Origin of the sequence: Geomonas anaerohicana (assembly GCF_016458305.1) — a bacterium.
GTDB lineage: Bacteria > Desulfobacterota > Desulfuromonadia > Geobacterales > Geobacteraceae > Geomonas > Geomonas anaerohicana.
Map to the genome: position 1 here is coordinate 36618 of NZ_JAEMHL010000015.1, position 20977 is coordinate 57594.

A 20977-nucleotide genomic window follows, 5' to 3' on the forward strand; every position below is an offset into this window, starting at 1 on the left:
TTTCCCCTTATGTCACCTCATCTCCGCGCCCTTGCCCTCATCGGCTCAAGCTCTTCCCGCAGCTGCCGATAAGAGGGTGAACCTCAATCGCGCGGAGTCCATCGCATGCCTCACACCACCAACATCCTTGCCGTCGACGACGAGCCCGTATTCCGCTTCCTCCTGGAGCGCCACCTGCGCGAGATCGGCTATAACGTCCTCACCGCGTCCGACGGGCTGCAGGCGCTGGAGATCCTCGAGCGGCAGACGATCGACCTGGTGCTCTCGGACCTGGTCATGCCGCGCATGGACGGCCTGCAACTGATCGGCATGGTGCAGAAGCTGTATCCGGCGACGCCCGTCATCGTGATCACGGCCCACGGCAGCGTGGAGAGCGCCGTGGAGGCGATGCGGCGCGGCGCCTACGATTACCTGGAGAAGCCCTACAACCCGGAGGACCTGCGCATCACCATCCAGCGCGCCCTCGACTATCAGCGCGTGGTCCAGGAAAACGAGCAGATCAAGGGGCTTTTGACCGAGCGCTACACCTTCCAGAGCGTGGTGACGGTGAACCCCGCTATGAAGCAGGTGTTGGAGCTGGCCTCGCGCGTCGCTGCTGCGCGGCAGACCACGGTGGCGATCTACGGCGAGAGCGGCTCGGGCAAGGAGGTACTGGCGCGGGCCATCCACTTCGCCGGCAATGGGCTCCCCGCCGAGTTCGTCGCGGTCAACTGCGCCGCCATCCCCGAACACCTGATGGAGAGCGAGCTCTTCGGGCACGTGCGCGGCGCCTTCACCGGGGCCGACCGCGACCGGGAAGGGAAGTTCAGCCTGGCCAGGAAGGGGACCATCCTCCTCGACGAGATCGGGGACATGCCGCTTCCCCTGCAGGCCAAGCTGTTGCGCGTGCTCCAGGAGCGGGTCTACGAGAAGATCGGCAGCAACACTCCCATCCCGGTCACCTGCCGCGTCATCGTCGCCACCAACCGCAGCCTGGCCGACCTGGTCGCGGCCGGGCGCTTCCGCGAGGACCTCTACCACAGGGTCAACGTCTTCCCCCTGACCATCCCGCCTCTTTCCCAGAGAAAGGACGACATCCCGATCCTGTGCGGCCACATCCTGGAGCAGTTGCGCCAGCACCTGGGCAAGCCGCTGCCGGGGATCTCGCAACAGGCCATGGACCTGATGCTGGAGTACCGCTGGCCGGGCAACGTGCGCGAGCTGCGCAACTGCCTGGAGCGGGCCGCCATCCTGACCGACAATGAGCTGATCCGCCCCGTCCACCTGGGTCTTGCCGGCGCCGCGCCGGAGGCTGTGCAGGGCGCAGGCGTCGATGCGGGTGCTACCGATACGAGCCGCGTGAGTTACCAGCTCACCCTTCCCGTCGAGGAACTTTCCCTCGACGCATTGAACGAGCAGATCCTGGGCATCACGCTGGAGCGTTGCGGCGGCAACAAGTCCAGGGCGTCCCAACTGCTCAAGGTGAACCGTAAGGCGTTTTACCGTTCCTGACCCGCCTCGACGAAGCTTCCCCTTCCTGGCGCTGTCCCCGTGGTTTGGTGCTTCCCCTGCCAGGCAAATCCCCCCTGTCCCCCCTTCGCAAAAGGGGGGGACGTAGTGCCCTTGTCTCGTCATTGGATGGAGCACACACGAGAGAAGGAACATACACAAGAGAAGGTGCATGGCAGAAGGGAGTGGCTCCGTTAGGTGCCTGTCCCTCTAGCGGAACGCTCCTTTCAGCTCGTCCACACTTCAGCCCCAAGGGGACAGGCACCCGGCGGAGCCAGTCCCCTCCCGGCCTCCCTTTTCCCTTGTCCCGCTCGCATACACACTGTCCCGCTGGGGGACACTCCGTAGTTTGTGGCTTCAGGCTAAGACGCTGGAATTGCAACGATTGCCGCTTTGGCACCGGCTGTGCTCTTTACAGGATCAAGGTGGTCCTAATTGTCCCGCACGGGACAGGGCGACGGCACCGGCCACCACAACCTCCCCCGGGGAGGCTGCCGCCACTACTTCAGACACGGGAGACATGACATGAAAGCGATCAGAGATCTTAAAGTAGGGGCCAAACTGGCAGCAGGGTTCGCCTGTGTGGCCATCATAGCTGCCATCATCGGCTTCATCGGTATCAGGGAAATCAACGCGGTCAACGATGAGGGGAACCGCCTCTATCAGAAGATAACTGTTCCGCTGGCGGACATCGGCGCCATCTCGACCTCCTTCCAACGGGTCCGGATCAATGTGCGTGACGCGGTCGAGGCGGCTACTGCTGCCGACCGTAAGCGTTACCTCGACACCGTCAAGGAACTGCGCAGCAAGATTGAGGAAAGGGCGACTGCCTTTGAGAAGAACATCCAGACAGAAGAGGTCCGCTCCCAGTTCAAGGACTTCAAAACCAGCCGCGGCGTCTATCTCGGCTACGTCGATCGCATCCTGTCCCTGGTCGAGGAAAACAAGGTGGAGCAGGCAAAGGAAATCCTGCACGGCGAGGCCAAGAAAGCCGCCCTCCAGGAACAAGCGTATCTCGACCAGTTGGTGAAGACCATGGAGAAGGACGGGAAGCTCTCTTCGGAGCAGACCGACGTGGTGGCACTCTCCGCGACCCGGCTTACCGAAACCCTGCTGGCGGTGGGGCTCATCCTGGCAATCGTGCTCGGCTTCTTCATCTCCAGGCTGATCACCCGTCCGCTGGACAAGGCGGTGCAGGTGGCCAATCGGCTGGCCGAAGGTGACCTGACCGTCGACGTGGTGGTCGATTCCAAGGACGAGACCGGCCAGCTCCAGCAGGCCATGGGGCACATGGTGCAGAGCCTGCGGGGGCTGGTCTCCCAGACCGTGCAGATTTCCAGCAGCATCGCTTCGGCCTCGACCCAGTTGCAGGGTACCTCCGCCCAGATCGCCACCGGCGCCGAGGAAGTCGCTTCCCAGACCGGGACGGTGGCTACCGGCAGCGAAGAGATGGCGGCCACCAGCGCGGACATCGCCCGCAATTGCGTGCTGGCCGCCGAGGCATCGCGTCAGTCGACCGAGTCGGCCAACCAGGGGGCCAAGGTGGTGCAGGAAACCATCGTCGGCATGGAAGAGATCGCCGGCCGCGTACGCCGGACCTCGAAGACCGTGGAAGCGCTGGGGCACCGTTCCGAGGAGATCGGCGACATCGTCGGGACCATCGAGGACATCGCGGACCAGACCAACCTCCTGGCCCTGAACGCCGCCATCGAGGCGGCCCGGGCCGGTGAACAGGGCCGCGGCTTCGCGGTCGTGGCGGACGAGGTGCGGGCCCTGGCCGAGCGGACCAGCAAGGCGACCAAGGAAATCGGCGCCATGATCAAGGCGATCCAGGGCGAGACCCGCGACGCGGTGCGCGCCATGGACGAGGGGGTGCAGGAGGCGGAGAAGGGCGCGGCTTCGTCGCAGCGTTCCGGCCAGGCCCTGGACGATATCCTCAGGTGCATCAGCGAAGTGTCCCTGCAGGTGAGCCAGATCGCCACTGCCGCGGAAGAGCAGACCGCCACTACCAGCGAGGTCACCTCCAACATCCAGCAGATCACCGACGTGGTGCAGCATACCGCACGCGGTGCCGAGGAAACGGCCATGGCCGCGGCACAGCTGGCACAGCAGGCAGACGAGCTGCAGACGCTGGTGTCCCGCTTCAGGGTCGCCTAGCGGTAGATCTGCAGGAAAACCGGGAACCGCGACAATGCGCTCAAGGGCGGCGCGGTTCTCCCCGAAGAATGAACTATGTCCCCCGCACCGGAGCGACAGCGACCGAGACCGGTTTGACCATACAGAGGTGGCGTCATGAACGCGGAACGCAGCCTGAAAATAACCATAGTAAGTACACTGGCACTGGTGGTCCTGCAGGGAGCACTCACCTGCCTTTTCCTGGAAAACTTGAGGGGCGGGATCAGCACCATCGACCTGAGGCAGTCCGCCCTGCTGCTCATCGCTGTTGCCGGCACCGTCTTCGGCTGGTTCCTGGCTTGGCAGTACATGGCCCGGCGCGATGACCACGGCGCCGCCGAGGGGGGACCGCACGCCTCGCTGCTGCTGCAGTCGGTCGAGGAAGGGGTGGTCTCGGTAGACGGTGCCGGGTGCGTCACCTTCGCCAACCAGGCCGCGCACGAACTCCTGGGCTACCGGGAGGGGGAACTGGTGGGGCGGGACCTGCACGAGGTCATGCACCACGGCAAAACACCCGACTGCAGCCGCTGCGCCAAGGAGAGTTGCCTGCTGAATCCCGCCTTCGCCGGCGGCAGCCGCCAGCGTTCACGTAACGAACTGCTCTGGCGCAAGAACGGCAGCTCCTTCAGTGCCGACCTCAGCTGCAGCGCGCTGGCCGGCGGCAGCCGCCCCGGCTCCGTGCTCACCTTCCGCGACGTCAGCGGACGGCGCGAGGCCGAGGATCGGTTGCGGCTGCAGGGGACGGCACTGGAGGCGGCGATGAACGGCATCATCATCGCCGACAGGCAGGAGAGGATCATCTGGGTCAATCCGGCGCTGTGCCGGATCCTCGGGCGCACCCCGCAGGAACTGCTGGGCAAGGACCCGCAGTCGCTGTTCAAGTCCGATGCGGACACGGAACTCCTGGCGGAGCTTGCCGAGAGCCTGGAGGCGGGGCGCCCCTGGCAGGGCGAACTGGCGGGACGGCGCGGCGACGGGACGGTGCTGGACCAGGAGGTGACGGTTACTCCGGTCCTGGACGACGCCGGAGAGCCGGCCAACTTCATCTGGATCATGCTCGATATCTCGCAGCGCAAGCGCACCGAGGCGGCGCTCCAGGAAAGTACCCGCATGCAGGAAGAGGCCAACCGGCAACTGGTCCGGACGGTGCAGCGTGCCAACGAACTGGCGGTCAAGTCAGCCCGCGCCTCCGCCGCCAAGAGCGAATTTTTGGCCAACATGAGCCACGAGATCCGTACTCCCATGAACGCCATCGTCGGGGCCGGGCACCTGCTGCAGGAGACCGAGCTCTCGCCGCGGCAGGGGGAGTACCTGCAGACCCTGATGGTATCCGCGGACCTCCTGTTGGGCATCATCAACGATGTGCTGGACTTCTCCAAGATCGAGGCGGGCAAGCTCATGATCGACCGGATCACCTTTTCTGTGCAGGACGTGGTGGCAGAACTGCTGGCGGTTTATGCGCCCAGGGCGCGCCAGCAGGGGGTCGATCTGCGATTCGAAGTGGACCCACAGATCCCGGAACTGCTTACCGGCGACCCGATGCGCCTGGCCCAGATCCTCAACAACCTGTTGAGCAACGCCCTCAAGTTCACCCGCCACGGCAATATCCAGCTCGCGGTGAAACTGGCGCGCAAGGAACCCGGCTCGGCCGAGCTTATTTTCGCTGTGCGCGACTCCGGCATCGGCATCCTGGCGGAGGACCAGGCCCAGCTGTTCCAGGCCTTCACCCAAGTGGACGGATCGATCACCCGCAGCCACGGCGGGACCGGCCTGGGGCTTGCCATCTGCAAGCGCCTGACCAGCATGATGAAGGGAGAGATCTGGTGCGAGAGCATCCCGGGGCTGGGGAGCACCTTCTCGTTCTGGCTCCCCTTCGGCATCGCGGCCGTCGACAGCAGGGTGGAGCGGCAGAAGGATGCGGGCTTCACCCGTTTCAAGCAGCAGCGGGTGTTGCTGGTCGAGGATAACCCCTTCAACCAGAAAGTGGCGCTGGCCCTGCTGGAGCGGGGGGGGCTGCAGGTAGCGGTCGCCTGCAACGGCGACGAGGCGGTGGACCTGGTGCGGGCCGGCGAGTTCGACCTGGTGCTGATGGATGTCCGGATGCCGGGCAAGGACGGGCTGACCGCGACCCGCGAGATCCGGGCACTGGGCAAACCGGGGACGGAAACCCTCCCCATCCTCGCTGTTTCGGCCAACGCCATGGACCAGGATGTGGCCGCGAGCCTTGCCGCGGGTATGAACGGGCATATCGCCAAGCCCTTCACGCCGGAATCCCTTTACCGCGCCATCGCGGTGTGGCTGGGCGGGGAGGGGGGCGCACCGGTCGGGGGGAAGGAACAGGTCGAGGAGCGGTCGTCCGTGGCGAAGATCGATTTCGAGACCGGCGTGCGCCAGACCGGCGGCGACCGCAAACTGTACCGCGACCTCTTGAGCCAGTTCGAGCGCGAGTACCAGGACCAGGTGACGGAAATCGAGCGCGAGATACGGGCCGGCAACAAGGAGGAGGCGTCGCGGCTCGCCCACTCGGTGAAGGGGATCGCCGGGGTGCTGGCGGCGCAGCCGTTGCACGGCGCCGCGCAGCGGCTGGAGACGGCTTTGAAAGGTGAGGGGGATCTGACCCGGGTGCTGTCGGACTTCCGGGAAGAACTGAAAGCGACCATAGCATGCCTGCAGGCCGAGGGGTGGCAGAACCTGACTAGCAGCGCGCCGCGCCAGCAAGGGGAGGCAATGGCGAATGGCCCCTCCCGTTCCAACGGCTGAGGGGCGCCAGCGGCAGTATAAGATTATTCCCCCCTCCCAGCCTCCCCCCTCCGGGGGGAGGAGCATGCGCGCACACCATAGGCGCCCGGCTTCCCCCTCCCCTTGCGGGAGGGGGCTAGGGGGTGGGGGACGGCGCCATCAGTGTCGTACATCGCGGCTTCACCCACTCCCCGACCCCCTCCCGTCAAGGGAGGGGGAGCCGATACGGATGAGCCACAAGAAAGCGCCTGTTCCAATCAAGGAACAGGCGCTTAATTTTTGAAGCTTGCTGCTGTGCCGTGCGGCCGGTGTTACTTGGCCTTGATCATCTCGATCTCGAGGTTGATGTCGACGTCCTCGCCCACCGCCACGCCGCCGGTTTCCAGCGCGGCGTTGTAAACCAGGCCGAAGTCCTTGCGGTTGATCTTGGTGCTGGCGGTAACGCCGCTTCTGAAGTTACCCCACGGGTCCTTGCTCTCCTTGGCCGGGCCTTCCACGTTCAGCACCACTTCCTTGGTGACGCCGTGCAGGGTCAGGTCGCCGGTCACCTTGAGTTTGCCCTTGCCTGCTTTGGCGACCTTCTTGGAGTTGAAGGTCATGGTCGGGTACTTGGCGACGTCGAAGAAGTCGGCGCTTCTCAAGTGCTCGTCGCGCTTGGCGACGTTGGTGTTGACCGAGGCAGTGTCGATGGTGACGAAAACCTTGGACTTGGTGATGTCCTTGTCGTTGATCTCCACGGTCCCCTTGTGCTTCTCGAAGTTCCCTTTCACGTTGGAAACCATGAGGTGACGGACCTTGAAGCCGACGCTGGAATGGTCGGGGTCTATGTTCCAAGTGGATGCGGAGGCGAGTGCGGGAAGTGCCAGTGCGGCTACTGCTGCTATGGTTGCGATGGTTCTTTTCATGGTGGTTCTCCTTTTCTGATCCGATTACGGATTTCGTTTTAGTTGTTATCTTTTTAGTTGTGGTCTTTTGATGTTAAATTACTATGCCAAAAAAAAGCTGCCGTTGTCTCTCTGTCCGCTATCCCTCCCGTAAGCCGAGTTTTTTGCAAAGTTTGCCCAAGGTCTGCTGTTCTTCATCGGTCAGCACCCCCATCTCCGCGACGATGGCCGCTTCCACCTCGGCGAAGGTGGCCTCGATCAGGCCGCGTCCCTTCTCCGTGAGGAGCACGGTGCAGTAGCGGCGGTCCTCCAGGGAGCGCTCGCGCTGGACCAGTCCCTGCTTCTCCAGGTTGTCGATGACCAGGGTGATGTTGCCGGTACTTTTCAGAATCTTGGACGCCACGTCGCGCTGGCACATGGAGCCCTTGTGCAGCAGGGCCTCCAGCACGCCGAACTGGCTGATGGTGAGCCCGGCGTCCGACATCTTGCGTCCCACCCGTGCCGTCACCGACTCGGTGCCGCGCATCAGCTTGGTGTAGGTGTTCAGCGCGAGTTTTGATTTGGCGTCCTGTCTCATGGTCTGCCTCTCCGTTGAGGTGCAACATTGTTTCGATGATTTAAAGCTACAGCTGAAACAATTAAATGTCAAACTATTTTTTTAAGGGTACATCTCACAAAAACAAATTCCACCTGGCCCCCCTTCGCAAAGGTGGGGACGCGAGGGGGGCGGTAGTGCTACGTGGCAAATCTGTTGCGGCCTCCCCGGAATTTCCGGATGCTTTTGCGAAGGAGTGGCAGGGGGGTGATCCCGGCGGAATCTTATCTGCTGTTCACGAAGCACAGCACGAGAACCGGCGTCCTCCCCCTTTGCGAATGTGGCAGGGGGCGCTTGATCCCAGCGGAAGCCACTCTGCTGTTCACGAAGCACAGCACGAGAACCGGCGTCCTCCCCTTTGCGAAGGGGAGACAGAGGGGATTTGCCTTTGGACGACGCCACGGCTCCGGAGAGGCACTGGTTGCGAAAGACGTCCTTTTAATGGAAAATATCGCGGTGCCGTGTTAACAAAAGCAAGGTGCGCGTCTTTGCGCCTTTGCGGCTTTGCGTTAACAATCTGCTTTTGGTTTTGTTGCCTTTGTCTTACGGAGGTGCCGAAATGAAACGATTGTTTCTGGTGCTGCTGATGCTGGTGCTTCCCCTGTGTCTCAGGGCGCAGGAGCCGCAGGTGGCAGTGATCTCTCTGCGCGGCCCGATCAACCCGGTCAGCGCCTCCTTCCTCAGGGAGAACCTCGCCGCGGCGGAGAAGCGGGGCGACCGGCTGCTGCTGGTGGAACTGGATACGCCGGGCGGGCTGGACACGGCCATGCGCGAGGCGGTCCAGGCCATCTTCGCGGCGCCGGTCCCGGTGGCGGTCTACGTGGCCCCTGCCGGTGCGCGCGCGGCTTCCGCCGGCGCGGTGATCGGCCTCTCGGCGGACATCCTGGCCATGGCCCCTGGCACCAACATCGGCGCCGCCCACCCGGTAGGGCTGGGGGGCAAGCCCGACCCGGTCATGGAGGCGAAGCTCGTTAACGACGCCGAGGCCTACGTCGCGGGAATAGCCGCCAGGCGCGGCCGCAACGTGGACCTGGCGCGGAGCATGGTGCGCCAAAGCATCTCCCTCACCGCCGAGGACGCCTTGAAACAACGGGTCATCGACCTGGTGGCGCCTTCGCGGCAGGAGTTGTTGTCGAGCCTGGAAGGGCGGCGGGTGCAGCGGGGTGGCAAAGAGGTGGTGCTGCACCTGGCCGGCGCGCGCGTGGTGAATCACGAAATGGGGACCCGCGACAGTATCCTGAACGCGGTCAGCAACCCTGACGTCGCCTACATGCTCATGCTGCTCGGTATCGCCGGAATCTTTTTCGAGCTCGCCCACCCGGGGGTGATCCTGCCGGGGGTGATCGGCGGCATCTCGCTGCTACTCTCCTTTTTCGCGCTGCAGACCCTGCCGGTGAACTACGCCGGGATCGGGCTGATCCTTTTGGGCATCATCCTGTTCATCGCCGAGATCAAGGTGGTCTCCTACGGCATGCTCGCGGTGGGCGGGGTAGTGTCCATGGTGCTGGGTTCGCTGATGCTCTTCCCGTCGCCCGAGCCATACCTGCGCCTGTCGTGGCAGGTGCTGGCGGGGACGGTCGCGGTGACCGCGCTTTTCTTTGGCGTGGTGGTCGTCAAGGTGATCCAGGCGCACCGGGAGAAGCCGATCACCGGCGTCGAGGGGATGATCGGGTCAATAGGCGTGGCGGATAGTGACCTGGTGCCGGAGGGGAAGGTGCTGGTGCGCGGTGAATACTGGAACGCGACCAGCGAGGAACCGGTGCGCCAGGGCGAGAAGGTGCAGGTGGTGGCGGTGACCGGGCTGCGGCTTACGGTGCGTAGGGAGGAAAAAGCAGGGGCGCGGGGAGAAGGATGACCGGTAGCCCGAGGAGGGCCTGTGCCGGCCCTGCCTCGAGCGGTTCAGTCGCCCCTGAGCACTAGTAGTGCTTGGGGATGGGGAGGCACCCTTCATCGTGGAGTGCGCTCAGGTAGGCGCTGCGCAGGCCGATGAAGGCCTGGGTGAGCCGGTCGATGAGGGTGTTGTGGTTGCACCCGATCAGTTCCAAAAGCCCGTTCTGCTTGTTGGCGATCAGCCGCTCGATGTGCGCCGCCCGGCGGTTGATGTCCACGTGGGTGTGCCCCTGGGCGTGGCTGATCAGGCTCAGCATCGCGTCGGTCACGAAGACATCGATGGAGTAGACCGCCGCCACCTGCGGGTGCTCTTTGAGTTGGAACACCACGCGGATTTCCGGGTGCGGGAATTCGATGCCGGGCAGGTGCTCCGGCCCCATGTAGTAGGACGCCGCCACCGGCAGCACTTCTATGTAGCAGTTGAGCAGGGTGGACTCGATATCGATGGGCGTCTGCACCGGAAGTTTCAGTGCGGCCCGGGAGAACTGTTCGCCATGTTCGAGATAGAGAGATAGCCGCATGTCATCACCTATAGTAGATCCTGCAGTAGAGGGGATACGTCAGTTGTCACGATAAAAATAATACCGGCCCTTGCCAAAAAGCAAGTGGGGGCATGCAATTATCTTCGTGGCGCAACCAGGTTCCGCCTTGCCGCAGGTGGCTGATCGCGGTTGACATAACCCGTCGGTCTATGCCATTAATTTCTCATCTTCGTTTCCCGCTCATCCCCTGCTAAGGTGTCTTGCCCTTGCACGTTTTCCACGTTGTACAGCACATCCAGAGACCCTGCGTCAACGCGGCCGGCCGCAGCCGGCTGTGCCTTGCCGTAGCCGCCATGCTCCTGGTGGTCCTGTCGCTCGTGCTGCCGGCCCCGCCGGCCGGTGCCGACTCCCTTGGGCGCGGCGGAGTCGGCAAGGCGGTGGTCGTCGTCGGGGGGGACTTCAACTATCCGCCTTACGAGTTCGTCGACCACGACGGCAAGCCGGCCGGCTTCAACGTGGAGCTGACCCGCGCCATCGCCGAGGTGATGGGCTTCAAGGTGGAGATTTCGCTGGGGCCGTGGGACGGCATGCGGCGCGCCCTGGAGCAGGGGGACGTGGACATCCTGCAGGGGATGGCGTTCTCGCAGGAGCGCACCAGCGAGGTCGATTTCTCCACTCCGCACGCGCTTTTGTTCCAGTCCATCTGGATCCGCCGGGACGACCGGCGCATCAAATCCATCGAGGATGTGCGCGGCAAAGAAGTCATCGTGATGAAAAACAGCATCATGCATGACTTCATGAAGGGGTTCGATCCCAAGGCGCGCCTCATCCTTACCGACACGCTGGCCGAGGCGCTCAGGCTTTTGAACCAGGGGAGGGGGGACTGCGCGCTGGTGTCGCGGCTCACCGGGATGTACCTGGAAAAGGAGATGGGGCTCAAGCGCATCGTCCCGGTGGCCGAACCGATCATGACCCAGGCCTACGGCTACGCGGTGAAGAAGGGGAACGCCGAGGTGCTGGCGCGCTTCAACGAGGGACTCGCCATCCTGAAGCGTTCCGGGCAGTTCCAGGAGATCCACAACAAGTGGCTCGGCGTAATGGAATCGCAGCCGGTCTCCTGGGGGCGGGTGGTGCGCTACGTGACCCTGGTTTGTCTGCCGCTGTTGCTGATCCTGGGGGGAACCGTGGTCTGGTCGCGGACCCTGCAGAAGCGGGTGGCGCAGCGCACCGAGGAACTGGCCCGCGAGGTGGCCGAAAAGCAGGCCGCGCTGGAGAAGCTGCGCATGCACCAGGACCAACTGGTGCAGGCCGACAAGCTCGCCTCGCTGGGGACGCTCGTGGCAGGCGTCGCCCACGAGATCAACAACCCCAATGGGTTGATCCTTTTGAACCTCCCCCGTTTCGAGGAAGTGTTGCGCGGCTCGCAGCCGATCCTGGACGAGTACCGCGAACAGCACGGTGACTTCAAGCTGGGGCGGCACAGCTACGACCGGCTGCGCGAGGAGCTGCCGCACATGCTGTCCGAGACCCAGGACGCGGCCAAGCGGATCAAGCGCATCGTTGCCGAGTTGAAGGATTTCGCCCGCCGCGACAGCGCCGACCTGACTGAACTGCTGGACCTGAACCAGTGTGCCCAGGCCGCGCTGCGCCTGGTCGAGAACACGGTCGCCAAGAGTTCGCACCAGATCGTGGCGCACCTGGCCGACACCCTGCCGCGGGTCAAGGGGAACAGCCAGCGCATCGAGCAGGTGATCGTGAACCTGCTTTTGAATGCGTCCCAGTCGCTGGAGGGGACCGGCAAGAGCATCCAGATCTCCACCCGGCACGACCGCTTCCGCGACCTGGTGCTGCTCACCGTGCGCGACGAGGGGAGGGGGGTGGAGCCCGAGCACCTGGCGCGGCTGACCGACCCGTTCTTCACCACCAAGCGGGAAGAGGGGGGCTGCGGCCTGGGGCTCTCCATCTCGGCCGGGATCGTGAAGCAGCACGGCGGCACGCTCATTTTCGATTCGCAGCCGGGGTTCGGCACCACGGTCACCTTGGAGTTGCCGGCGCTGCGGGAAGGTGCTGTATAGAGACTGTAGGAGCAATGCACGGATGACGACCCGGGCATGCTGCGGATAGAGCGTTCCCGCCCCCGGAGGGGGAGGGACAGGGAGGGGGATTTCGTCGCGGCCAGCTATTGCCCCCCTCCCAGCCTCCCCCCTCCGGGGGGAGGAGCATGAAGATTAAAGGGGACAGGCACCTGCGGAGCCAGTCCCCACACAGATGAAGAGGAGTAGCAGATGAGCGAAGCACTATATCCGGCCTTCGGCGTGCTGCTGGTGGACGATGAGGCCCCCTGGCTGCGCAGCCTGCGCATGACGCTGGAGGGCCCCGGCGCCATCAGCAACATCACCGCGCTCACCGACAGCCGCCTGGTGATGGGGGCGCTGGACCGGGGTGACATCGGCCTGGTGCTGCTCGACTTGACCATGCCCTACCTCTCGGGGCAGGAACTTTTGGCGCGCATCGCGGAGGAACATCCCGAGGTGACCGTGGTGGTCCTCTCCGGCCTGAACCAGATCGAGACCGCGGTCTCCTGCATGCGCCTGGGCGCCTTCGACTACCTGGTGAAGACCGACGAGGAGGACCACATCCTCGAATCGGTGCGGCGCGCCATCCGGATGCAGGAACTGCAGCGGGAAAACAAGGAGATGCGGCGCCGTTTCCTGAACGACCGCCTGGAGTGCCCGGAGGCGTTCGCCCCCATCGTCACCAGCAACAAGGCGATGCGCTCCATCTTCCAATACATCGAGGCGGTGGCCAAGAGCACGCAGCCCATCCTGGTCACCGGCGAGAGCGGCGTGGGCAAGGAGCTGATCGCCCGTGCCATCCACACGCTGAGCCGCGGCGACGGTCCCCTGGTCCCGGTCAACGTGGCGGGGCTGGAGGACAACGTCTTCACCGACACCCTGTTCGGGCACAAGAAGGGGGCCTTCACCGGCGCCGACGAGAGCCGCAGCGGCATGGTGGAGCAGGCCGCCGAGGGGACGCTGTTCCTGGACGAGATAGGAGACCTGTCGCTCCCCTGCCAGGTGAAGCTGCTGCGCCTTTTACAGGAGGGGGAATACTACCCGCTGGGGAGCGACCAGCCCAAGCAGCTCAGGGCGCGCATCGTGGTGGCGACGCACCACGACCTCTCCAAGAAGAAGGACGCCGGCGGCTTCAGGAAGGACCTCTACTTCCGCCTCAGGGCGCACCACGTTCACATCCCCCCCCTGCGCGAGAGAAAGGACGACATCCCGCTGCTGTTGGACCACTTCCTCAAGGAGAGCGCCGAGGTCTTCGGCAAGAAGGTGCCCAGCTACCCCAAGGAGCTGCTGACCCTTTTGGCCAACTACAGTTTCCCGGGGAACCTGCGCGAGCTGAGGTCGATGGTCTACGACGCCATGAGCGTGCACTCCTCGCGCATGCTCTCCATGAACAGCTTCCGGCAGGCCATGGAGGTGCAGGGGGAGGTCCCCGCGGAACAGGCCGCGGCTGCGGGCGAACAGAACGTCTTTTACTCCTGCCCGGAGATCCCGACGCTGAGCGCCGCCGTGGAGCAGTTGGTGGCCGAGGCGATGCGGCGCTCCGACAACAACCAGAGCATGGCCTCGCGCATGCTGGGGATCTCGCAACCGGCGCTCAGCAAGAGGCTCAAGCTGCAGAGGGACGGGAAAGGGGAGTAGAGGAGAGGCAAGTGAAGCCTCCCCCCGGAGGGGGGAGGTTGGAGGGGGGCGCTGGCAGTAGCTGGATTTCCCCCTCCCTGACCCTCCCCCTCCGGGGGAGGGGAGTAGGTGTGCCTATATTGAAGGCATCACCGTGCAGTCCCGGCCCCATCGCCTGGACCAGCCAACCGCTGTTTTTGCCGCTTTTTTCATCAAACCAACGCCTGTCATAAACCGGCTTTCCTGATGGTCCATCTGCTCGCTCACTCGAAGAGGTATAACTTTCGTTAAGCCTATAATGATTGTTATACCCGCCGTAAAATCCCCTTTCTGCGTCACTTCCTTTCTTAACTCAAACAGCTTTCCACGAGTGGTTATACCCCATTGTTTCTAATGTTGCCTTTCGAAATGCCGTATTCGGATAACAATCCGAGTTGTTAGCTGTTTACGCGGTCTTTGGCACCGGCTTTGCTGTATATGAAGCTGCACTGCACGCTTACCCACGTTTCCGCTCAACAAACGACGGTTGGCGAAAACGGCAGGCAGGGAAAACTGCCCATATCCTGTGCAGCAGCTTAGAGTGACTCGATTGGCAACAAATAGAAAAGGAGCAGCAGATGATCAAGTTTGAAGGGGTCCACAAGTGGTTCAAAAAGCTTCACGTGCTTAACGGGATCGATCTCCACGTCAAACCGGGAGAAGTGGTCGTGGTCTGCGGTCCCTCGGGGTCGGGCAAATCCACCCTGATCCGCACCATCAACCAGTTGGAGCCGATCGAGGAGGGAAGCCTGATCGTCGACGGCATGGACCTCAGGAGCAAGAAGACCGACATCAACAAGCTGCGCGCGGAGGTGGGCTTCGTATTCCAGCAGTTCAACCTGTACCCGCACCTCTCGGTGATCGACAACATCACCCTGGCCCCGACCAAGATCCGCAAGACCCCGAAGAAGGAAGCACAGGAGCAGGCCATGGAGTTGTTGGAGCGCGTCGGCCTCGCGGTCAAGCGTGACGCTTACCCGACCCAGCTCTCCGGCGGTCAGCAGCAGCGCGTCGCCATCGCCCGCGCCCTGGCCATGAAGCCGCGCATCATGCTCTTCGACGAGCCGACCTCCGCACTCGACCCCGAGATGATCGGCGAGGTGCTCGCGGTCATGCAGGACCTGGCCAGCACCGGCATGACCATGGTCTGCGTCACCCACGAAATGGGCTTCGCCCGCGAGGTGTCCGATCGCGTGGTGTTCATGGACCACGGCGTCATCCTCGAGGAGGCACAGCCGGAAGAGTTCTTCCGCAACCCGCAGCACGACCGCGCCAAGCAGTTCCTGAAGCAGCTGCTGTCGCCGATGCACTAGAGAACTTGTTCACCCGACCAACGCCGCAGGATCACCGCGGCGGGCGCGGGTGCTTGTTAATACCGATCATCAAAGGAGAGTACTGTGAAAAGATTGGCTGCTGTTGTTATGGGTTTGGCCCTGTTTGGTTCTTTCGGTAAGGCGATGGCTGCGGCTCCCGCCGACACCCTTGCTGAAGTTAAGAAGAAAGGCGTCCTGGTCGCCGGTGTCAAGGACTCCCTCCCTCCGTTTGGTTACGTTGACGAGAAGAGCCGCGAGATCGTGGGCTACGACGTCGACTTCGTGAAAGCCATCGCCAAGAAGCTGGGCGTCAAGGTAGAGCTGAAGCCGGTTACCTCCGCTTCCCGCATGCCGCAGCTCACCGAAGGCAACATCGACATCATCGCCGCCACCATGACCAAGAACCCGGAGCGCGCCAAGCAGATCGGCTTCAGCCACACCTACTTCGCCACCGGCCAGAAGTTCATCACCGTGAAGGGCAAAGTGAAGAGCCTGAAGGACCTGGCAGGCAAGAAGATCGGCACCGCCAAAGGCTCCACCTCCGAGCAGAACGTGAAGGCCGCCCTGCCGACCGCCACCGTGCTCTCCTTCGACGACTACCCGCAGGCGTTCCTCGCCCTGCAGCAGGGTAAGGTGCAGGCCGTGACCACCGACGAGGCGATCCTGGCCGGTATCCTCGCCAAGGCTCCCAACAAGGCCAAGTTCGAGATCCCGAACGTTCAGATTTCCAACGAGCCGTACGGCCTGGGCATGAGGAAGGACGACGCCAAGTTCATCGCCTTCGTGAACAAGACCATCCTCGACATGGAGAAGAGCGGCGAAGCCAAGAAGATCTTCGAGAAGTGGTTCGGCAAAGGCACCGATTTCGCCCTCAAGCGCACCTTCAAGATCGTAGCGGACAAGTAAAAAAGCAGATTAAGATTGAGGTTGAGATTAAGAAAACCATACTTAGTCTCAACCTCGACCTTAACTGTCGTTTCAACAGCAAACCAGTTGATGCTGAGCTTTAGGTTGAGAAAAAGGATTTTGTTGGTAGGTTTTTCTCAGTCTTAATCTCAATCTCAGTCTCAGCTTCAATCTGCCTCTAAGGGGTTTCACGTGCTAAAGTACACATTTGACTGGTCCATCGTCACCTCCGGCAAGTATTTCGAATGGCTGGTTTCCGGGCTCAAGGTAACCCTGGAGCTCTCCGCGGTCGGCATCGTCTGCGCCTTCATCCTGGGCCTCCTGATCGCCGTCCTGAAGATGAGCCACTACCGCCCCGTGCGCTGGATCGCCACCGCCTACCTGGAGTTTTTCCGGAACACCCCGCTGCTGGTCCAGATCTTCTTCTGGTACTTCGGCTCGTACAAGGTGCTCCCGGCGGCGGTCAACGAGTGGCTGAACAGCACGAACTTCGAGTTTGCCGCGGCCGCCATCGCCCTCACCATCTATACCTCGGCCTTCATCGCCGAGGACATCAGGTCGGGCATCCTCTCCATTCCCAAGGAGCAGATGGAGGCGGCCAGGAGCGCCGGCTTCTCCTATCTCCGTTCCATGCAGTACATCATCCTGCCGCAGGCGGTGCGCATCACGATCCCCCCGCTGGTGAACCAGTTCCTGAACCTGGCCAAGAACTCCTCGCTGGCCATGAGCATCGGGGTCATGGAGCTCACCTACCAGGCGCGCCAGGTCGAGAGCTACACCTTCAAGGGGTTCGAGGCGTTCACCGCCGCCACCGTGGTCTACCTCGGCCTGTCCGTGGTCATCACGGCGCTCATGGACCTGTACAACAAGAAGGTGCTCAACCCGCACCGCGCCTAGGCGCCGGGTTCAGTAACGAGATCGGCGGATTTTTCCGCGGGAAACGGAGAAGAAAATGGAAGAAGCACTCAACTTTCAGGTAATCATAGACAACTTCACCTACTTCATGATCGGGCGCTACCCGAACGGGCCGCTCGGGGGGCTCGGGCTCACCATGTACCTCGCGGTGGTCTCCTGCGTCCTCTCCTTCTTCGGGGGGCTGATCCTGGGGCTCTTGAGCCTGTCGCGCTACGCGGTGATCCGCTACCCGGTGAACCTGTTCATCAACGCGGTGCGCGGCATCCCGCTTTTGATGGTGATCTTCTGGATGTACTTCCTGCTGCCGGCCCTGATGGGCAAGACGGTGCCGGAAGCGACCACGGTCATCATGGGGCTCACCATCTTCACCTCGGCCTACATGTCGCAGATCGTGCGCGCCGGCATCCAGGGCATCCCCAAGGGACAGACCGAGGCGGCCGTCTCCACCGGGCTGAAGCACTGGCAGGCCATGCTCTACATCGTGCTGCCGCAGGGTCTTAGGAACATGATCCCGTCCTTTGTGAACCAGTTCGTGTCGCTGATCAAGGACACCTCGCTGGCGTTCATCGTCGGGGTTTCCGAGCTGACCCACGTCGGCACCCAGATCAACAACCGCACCATGGCCTTCCCGACCGAGATCTTCATCTTCATCGCGGCGGTCTACTTCGTGCTCTGCTTCGCCTTCACCAGCTTCTCGCGCTGGCTGGAGGGGAGACTGGCGTGGAGAAAGTCCATCTAACGCTGCCGGCTGCACCCTGTTTTTCAGACGCCCTCCTTGGCTTGCCAAGGGGGGCGTTGCTGTTTTGGCAACAGTGGATTTATGGGAGTAATGGGAATGGGACGGCCGGGGGACAGTTGCCAACTTCGACGCGGTGACCTATTCTTTTGGTCTTGCTGCTATTGCACTGGGGGAGGGAGTGTCATGGAGGTTCAGGTCGTTTCGGTTCGCTACCGCATTCCGCTTACGGAAAACCAGGCGCAGAAACTGCGCCGTACCTGGCCTAACGGCGACCCTTTCTACCCCTACGAAAAGATGGAACGCTACCTCGGTCCGCTCCTGGTCGAGGACCTCAACTGGCACCACTACTCGGGCAACTACCTCTACTTCACCGTCTACGGCGACGAGATCGAGGCGACACTGGCGGATGCCCTCAAGGTGTTCGAGACCAGACTGGCCCTCCTGGAGGGAAAGAAATGATAAAGAAAAAACTGGCGCTATCCTGCCTGATGCTCCTCCTTGCTGCCAACACTGCCCGCGCGGAACCGGCGGACCTCGGCCAGCAGGTGCTGGCGGAAACCAACGCGGCCCGCCAGAACCCGCAGCGCTACGCACAATACATCCGGGAGTTCAAAAAGAGCTTCGTCGGCAAGGGCTACCGGCTGCCGGGATCGCTGAACATGGTGATGACGTCGGAAGGGAAACCTGCGCTGGACGAGGCGGTGCAGTTCCTGTCGCGGCAGCGGCCGCTGCCGGCGCTGTCGTGGTCGCCGGGACTGGCCAGGGCGGCGGCGGACCTGGTGCGGGAACAACGCGGTTCGGGGGAGACGGGGCACGGCGAGCGCGGCGACATGAAGAAGAGGATCGACAAGTACGGCTCGTGGCGCTCGAGCCTCGGGGAGAATATAAGCTACGGGCCGGACACGGCCCGGCAGGTGGTGATGGGGCTGATCATCGACGACGCCGTCGCCGACCGGGGACACAGAAAGAACATCTTCGACCGCTCCTTCACCACGGCGGGCATCGCCTGCGGCCCGCATCCCCTCTACCGCACCATCTGCGTCATGGACCTGGCCGGCGGCTTCCAGAGCCGGTAAAACGGGCACAGAGGGGACTGGCTCCGCAGGTGCCTGTCCCCCTCGCCGGCGCCTACCCCTGGTTGACCAGCAGCGCGAGGCTCAAGCGGTTGCCGGCGGGGAGCTTGCCATAGATGGAGGTGAGGTGGGCCTTCACGGTGCGCTCCACGATGCCCATGTCGGCGGCGATCTCCAGGTTGGTCCTTCCCGCGGCCACCATCTCGGCGACCCGGCGCTCGGTCGGCGTCAGGGGGGCGAAGAGCTTTTCGGTATTCCTTTCTTTCCCTGCCGCCGCGCTGTTCTGAGCGGCTTCCAGGATCAACTGCTGGATCACCTGCTGTCCCAGCCATACCCCCCCGCCTGCTACCACACGCAGCGCCTCCAATAGGTTGTCACGGGCGATGTAGCTGTTGGCGTACCCCACGATCCCCACCTTGAGAAACGCAAGCCCCTCCTCGGGGTCGGGGCGGTCCGAGAGGAGAAAGAGCCGGGCTTTCGGGGCGGCGGCGCGCAGTTCGGCGCAGGCGGCCACGTCCACCAGCTCGCGATGCAAAAGCACCAGCTCGGACGTCCCGGTCGCGGCCAGTTGCTTCAACTCGCCGAGGGTGCGGCATTCCTGGACCTGGTTACCTTCCGCGACCAGACCCTGCCACCGGTTGGACAGGGATCCGTTGGCACTTGCCAGCAGGATCAGCATGTAATCACCTCTCGCGCAGCGCCGTGTACTTCGCCTTGAGAATCGGTTTCAGCAGATAGGAGAGGATGGTCCTCTTGGCTGCCACGATATCGACGGTGGCCACCATGCCCGGGATGATGGGGAGCGGCTTGTCCTTGGTCCCCAGGTAGTTGCGATCGGTCCTCAGCGTGACCAGGTAATAGGTGTCCCTGGTCTTTTCGTCGGTGAGGCTGTCGGCACCGATCTGCTCCAGGCGCGCTTCCAGGCCGCCGTAGATGGTGTAGTCGTAGGCGCTGAACTTCACCGTGGCCTTCTGGTTCGGCTTTAAAAAGGCGATGTCGGCCGGCTTGATCTTGGTCTCGATGAGCAGGGTCCCCTCGGTGGGGACGATCTCCACGATGTTCATCCCCGGCTGGATGACCCCGCCGATGGTGTTGACCAGGATGCGGTTCACGGTGCCGTTCACCGGGGAGCGTACCAGGGTGCGGTCCAGGCGGTCCTTGAGCGCCAGCGACGAGGCGGTTTCCTCGCCGACCTTGGCCACGGTGTCGTTGTACTCGGCCTTGGCCTTGTTGGCGAAGTTGAGGCGCAGCTCCTTCATGGCAGCGTAGCTCTCGTCGATCTTGGCCTGGGTGCGCGGGATGGACTGCTTGATGGTCTCGATCTCGCCCTTCATCTCGCTCGCCTTGCGCTCGAGTTGTAGCAGCTCCATGTCGGAGACAGCCCCCTTGGCGACCAGTGGCTTGGTGATGTTGATCTCTTTCACGTACAGGGTGTAGGTCTGGTTCAGCTCGCGCAGCCGGGTGTTCAACTCCCTCAGTTCGCTCTGGCGCTGGTCGATCTGCGACTGCTTCACCTCGAGGGAGTGTTTCAGCTCGGAGCGGCGCGATTCGAACAGGGCACGCTCGCTGGCGGCGATGCTGGCCGGTACGTCGCTGGGCATGGAGAAGCTGCCGCTGCCGGCCGCCTCGGCACGCAGGCGGGCCGCCTTGGCCTTGTCGGCGCCGGACTTGGCCTGGCTCTGCTCCAGCGAGGAGACGAAGCGGGTCTCGTCGATCTTCAAGAGGAGTTGCCCCTTTTTGACCGTGTCCCCGACCTTCACGTGCAGTTCGGAGAGGATGCCCCCCTCCAGGTTCTGGATCACCTGCACCTGGCTGGCCGGGATTACCTTCCCTTCGCCCCTGGTGGTCTGCTCCACCTCGGAGACCGCCGCCCACCCGATGAAGATGACGAAGAGCGCCAGCGTGGCCCAGAGGATGGCCCGGCCGCCGCGCGGGGTCTGCACCAGGACGGAGGTCCTGATGTCGGTGACGTAGTCGACGTCGTCTTCGGGCATCCTGCGGAACACCCCGTTACCCTTGTTCTTGGCTGCTTTTATCTCCACGTCGT

General features: G+C 63.1%; 17 protein-coding genes. 12 read left to right on the forward strand and 5 right to left on the reverse strand.

All coding sequences use genetic code 11. The annotated features are described in order from the left end of the window. The first annotated feature begins 105 nt into the window (after positions 1-105). The 3 genes from JFN91_RS19570 (at position 106) to JFN91_RS19580 (ending at position 6423) form a co-directional block, all read left to right on the forward strand. Positions 106-1491 (forward strand): sigma-54-dependent transcriptional regulator, encoded by a 1386-nt coding sequence (locus JFN91_RS19570; RefSeq protein ID WP_199390830.1) that lies wholly within the window; start codon positions 106-108, stop codon positions 1489-1491. 522 nt (positions 1492-2013) lie between these two features. After that, a complete protein-coding gene (locus JFN91_RS19575; protein WP_199390831.1) occupies positions 2014-3645 on the forward strand; it encodes a methyl-accepting chemotaxis protein in 1632 nt (543 codons plus the stop codon). 135 nt (positions 3646-3780) lie between these two features. Beyond that, positions 3781-6423 (forward strand): PAS domain-containing hybrid sensor histidine kinase/response regulator, encoded by a 2643-nt coding sequence (locus JFN91_RS19580; RefSeq protein ID WP_199390832.1) that lies wholly within the window; start codon positions 3781-3783, stop codon positions 6421-6423. A 290-nt stretch (positions 6424-6713) separates the two neighbouring features. On the opposite strand, the gene JFN91_RS19585 is transcribed toward JFN91_RS19580, so the two are convergent. Together JFN91_RS19585 and JFN91_RS19590 are read right to left on the reverse strand one after the other, a co-directional pair. After that, positions 6714-7307, reverse strand: a complete 594-nt coding sequence (locus JFN91_RS19585; protein ID WP_199390833.1) for a YceI family protein — start codon at positions 7305-7307, stop codon at positions 6714-6716. Between the two features lie 118 nt (positions 7308-7425). Then, positions 7426-7863, reverse strand: coding sequence for a MarR family winged helix-turn-helix transcriptional regulator (locus tag JFN91_RS19590; RefSeq protein WP_199390834.1), 438 nt, complete (start codon positions 7861-7863; stop codon positions 7426-7428). A 577-nt stretch (positions 7864-8440) separates the two neighbouring features. Here JFN91_RS19590 and JFN91_RS19595 point away from each other — a divergent pair. Next, positions 8441-9736, forward strand: a complete 1296-nt coding sequence (locus JFN91_RS19595) for an NfeD family protein (protein ID WP_199390835.1) — start codon at positions 8441-8443, stop codon at positions 9734-9736. 61 nt (positions 9737-9797) lie between these two features. On the opposite strand, the gene JFN91_RS19600 is transcribed toward JFN91_RS19595, so the two are convergent. Next, a complete protein-coding gene (locus JFN91_RS19600; RefSeq protein ID WP_199390836.1) occupies positions 9798-10292 on the reverse strand; it encodes a hypothetical protein in 495 nt (164 codons plus the stop codon). A 227-nt stretch (positions 10293-10519) separates the two neighbouring features. Here JFN91_RS19600 and JFN91_RS19605 point away from each other — a divergent pair, with 227 nt between their 5' ends. The 8 genes from JFN91_RS19605 (at position 10520) to JFN91_RS19640 (ending at position 18933) form a co-directional block, all read left to right on the forward strand. Beyond that, entirely contained in the window at positions 10520-12328 is a 1809-nt protein-coding gene (locus tag JFN91_RS19605) for a transporter substrate-binding domain-containing protein (RefSeq protein ID WP_236015263.1), read from the forward strand. 210 nt (positions 12329-12538) lie between these two features. Further along, positions 12539-13966 (forward strand): sigma-54-dependent transcriptional regulator, encoded by a 1428-nt coding sequence (locus JFN91_RS19610; RefSeq protein WP_199390837.1) that lies wholly within the window; start codon positions 12539-12541, stop codon positions 13964-13966. Positions 13967-14562: 596 nt separating this feature from the next. Continuing rightward, positions 14563-15297 carry an amino acid ABC transporter ATP-binding protein gene (locus JFN91_RS19615; RefSeq protein ID WP_199390838.1) on the forward strand — a complete coding sequence of 245 codons (735 nt, stop codon included), beginning with the start codon at positions 14563-14565 and terminating at the stop codon, positions 15295-15297. A gap of 84 nt (positions 15298-15381) precedes the next feature. Beyond that, positions 15382-16203: an ABC transporter substrate-binding protein gene (locus JFN91_RS19620; RefSeq protein WP_199390839.1), complete on the forward strand. Its 822-nt coding sequence runs from the start codon at positions 15382-15384 to the stop codon at positions 16201-16203. A 192-nt stretch (positions 16204-16395) separates the two neighbouring features. Next, positions 16396-17100 (forward strand): amino acid ABC transporter permease, encoded by a 705-nt coding sequence (locus JFN91_RS19625; protein ID WP_199390840.1) that lies wholly within the window; start codon positions 16396-16398, stop codon positions 17098-17100. A 55-nt stretch (positions 17101-17155) separates the two neighbouring features. Next, positions 17156-17857, forward strand: coding sequence for an amino acid ABC transporter permease (locus tag JFN91_RS19630; RefSeq protein WP_199390841.1), 702 nt, complete (start codon positions 17156-17158; stop codon positions 17855-17857). Positions 17858-18040: 183 nt separating this feature from the next. Next, the gene (locus JFN91_RS19635; protein ID WP_199390842.1) at positions 18041-18316 is read left to right on the forward strand and encodes a hypothetical protein; all 276 of its coding nucleotides are present in this window, start codon (positions 18041-18043) and stop codon (positions 18314-18316) included. Next, on the forward strand, positions 18313-18933 hold the full coding sequence (locus JFN91_RS19640) for a CAP domain-containing protein (RefSeq protein WP_199390843.1): 621 nt from the start codon (positions 18313-18315) through the stop codon (positions 18931-18933). The genes JFN91_RS19635 and JFN91_RS19640 overlap by 4 nt, the downstream gene beginning before the upstream one ends. A gap of 52 nt (positions 18934-18985) precedes the next feature. On the opposite strand, the gene JFN91_RS19645 is transcribed toward JFN91_RS19640, so the two are convergent. Together JFN91_RS19645 and JFN91_RS19650 are read right to left on the reverse strand one after the other, a co-directional pair. After that, positions 18986-19609, reverse strand: a complete 624-nt coding sequence (locus JFN91_RS19645; protein WP_199390844.1) for a response regulator transcription factor — start codon at positions 19607-19609, stop codon at positions 18986-18988. A gap of 4 nt (positions 19610-19613) precedes the next feature. Next, positions 19614-20972: an HlyD family type I secretion periplasmic adaptor subunit gene (locus JFN91_RS19650; protein WP_199390845.1), complete on the reverse strand. Its 1359-nt coding sequence runs from the start codon at positions 20970-20972 to the stop codon at positions 19614-19616. Between the last annotated feature and the right edge of the window lie 5 nt (positions 20973-20977).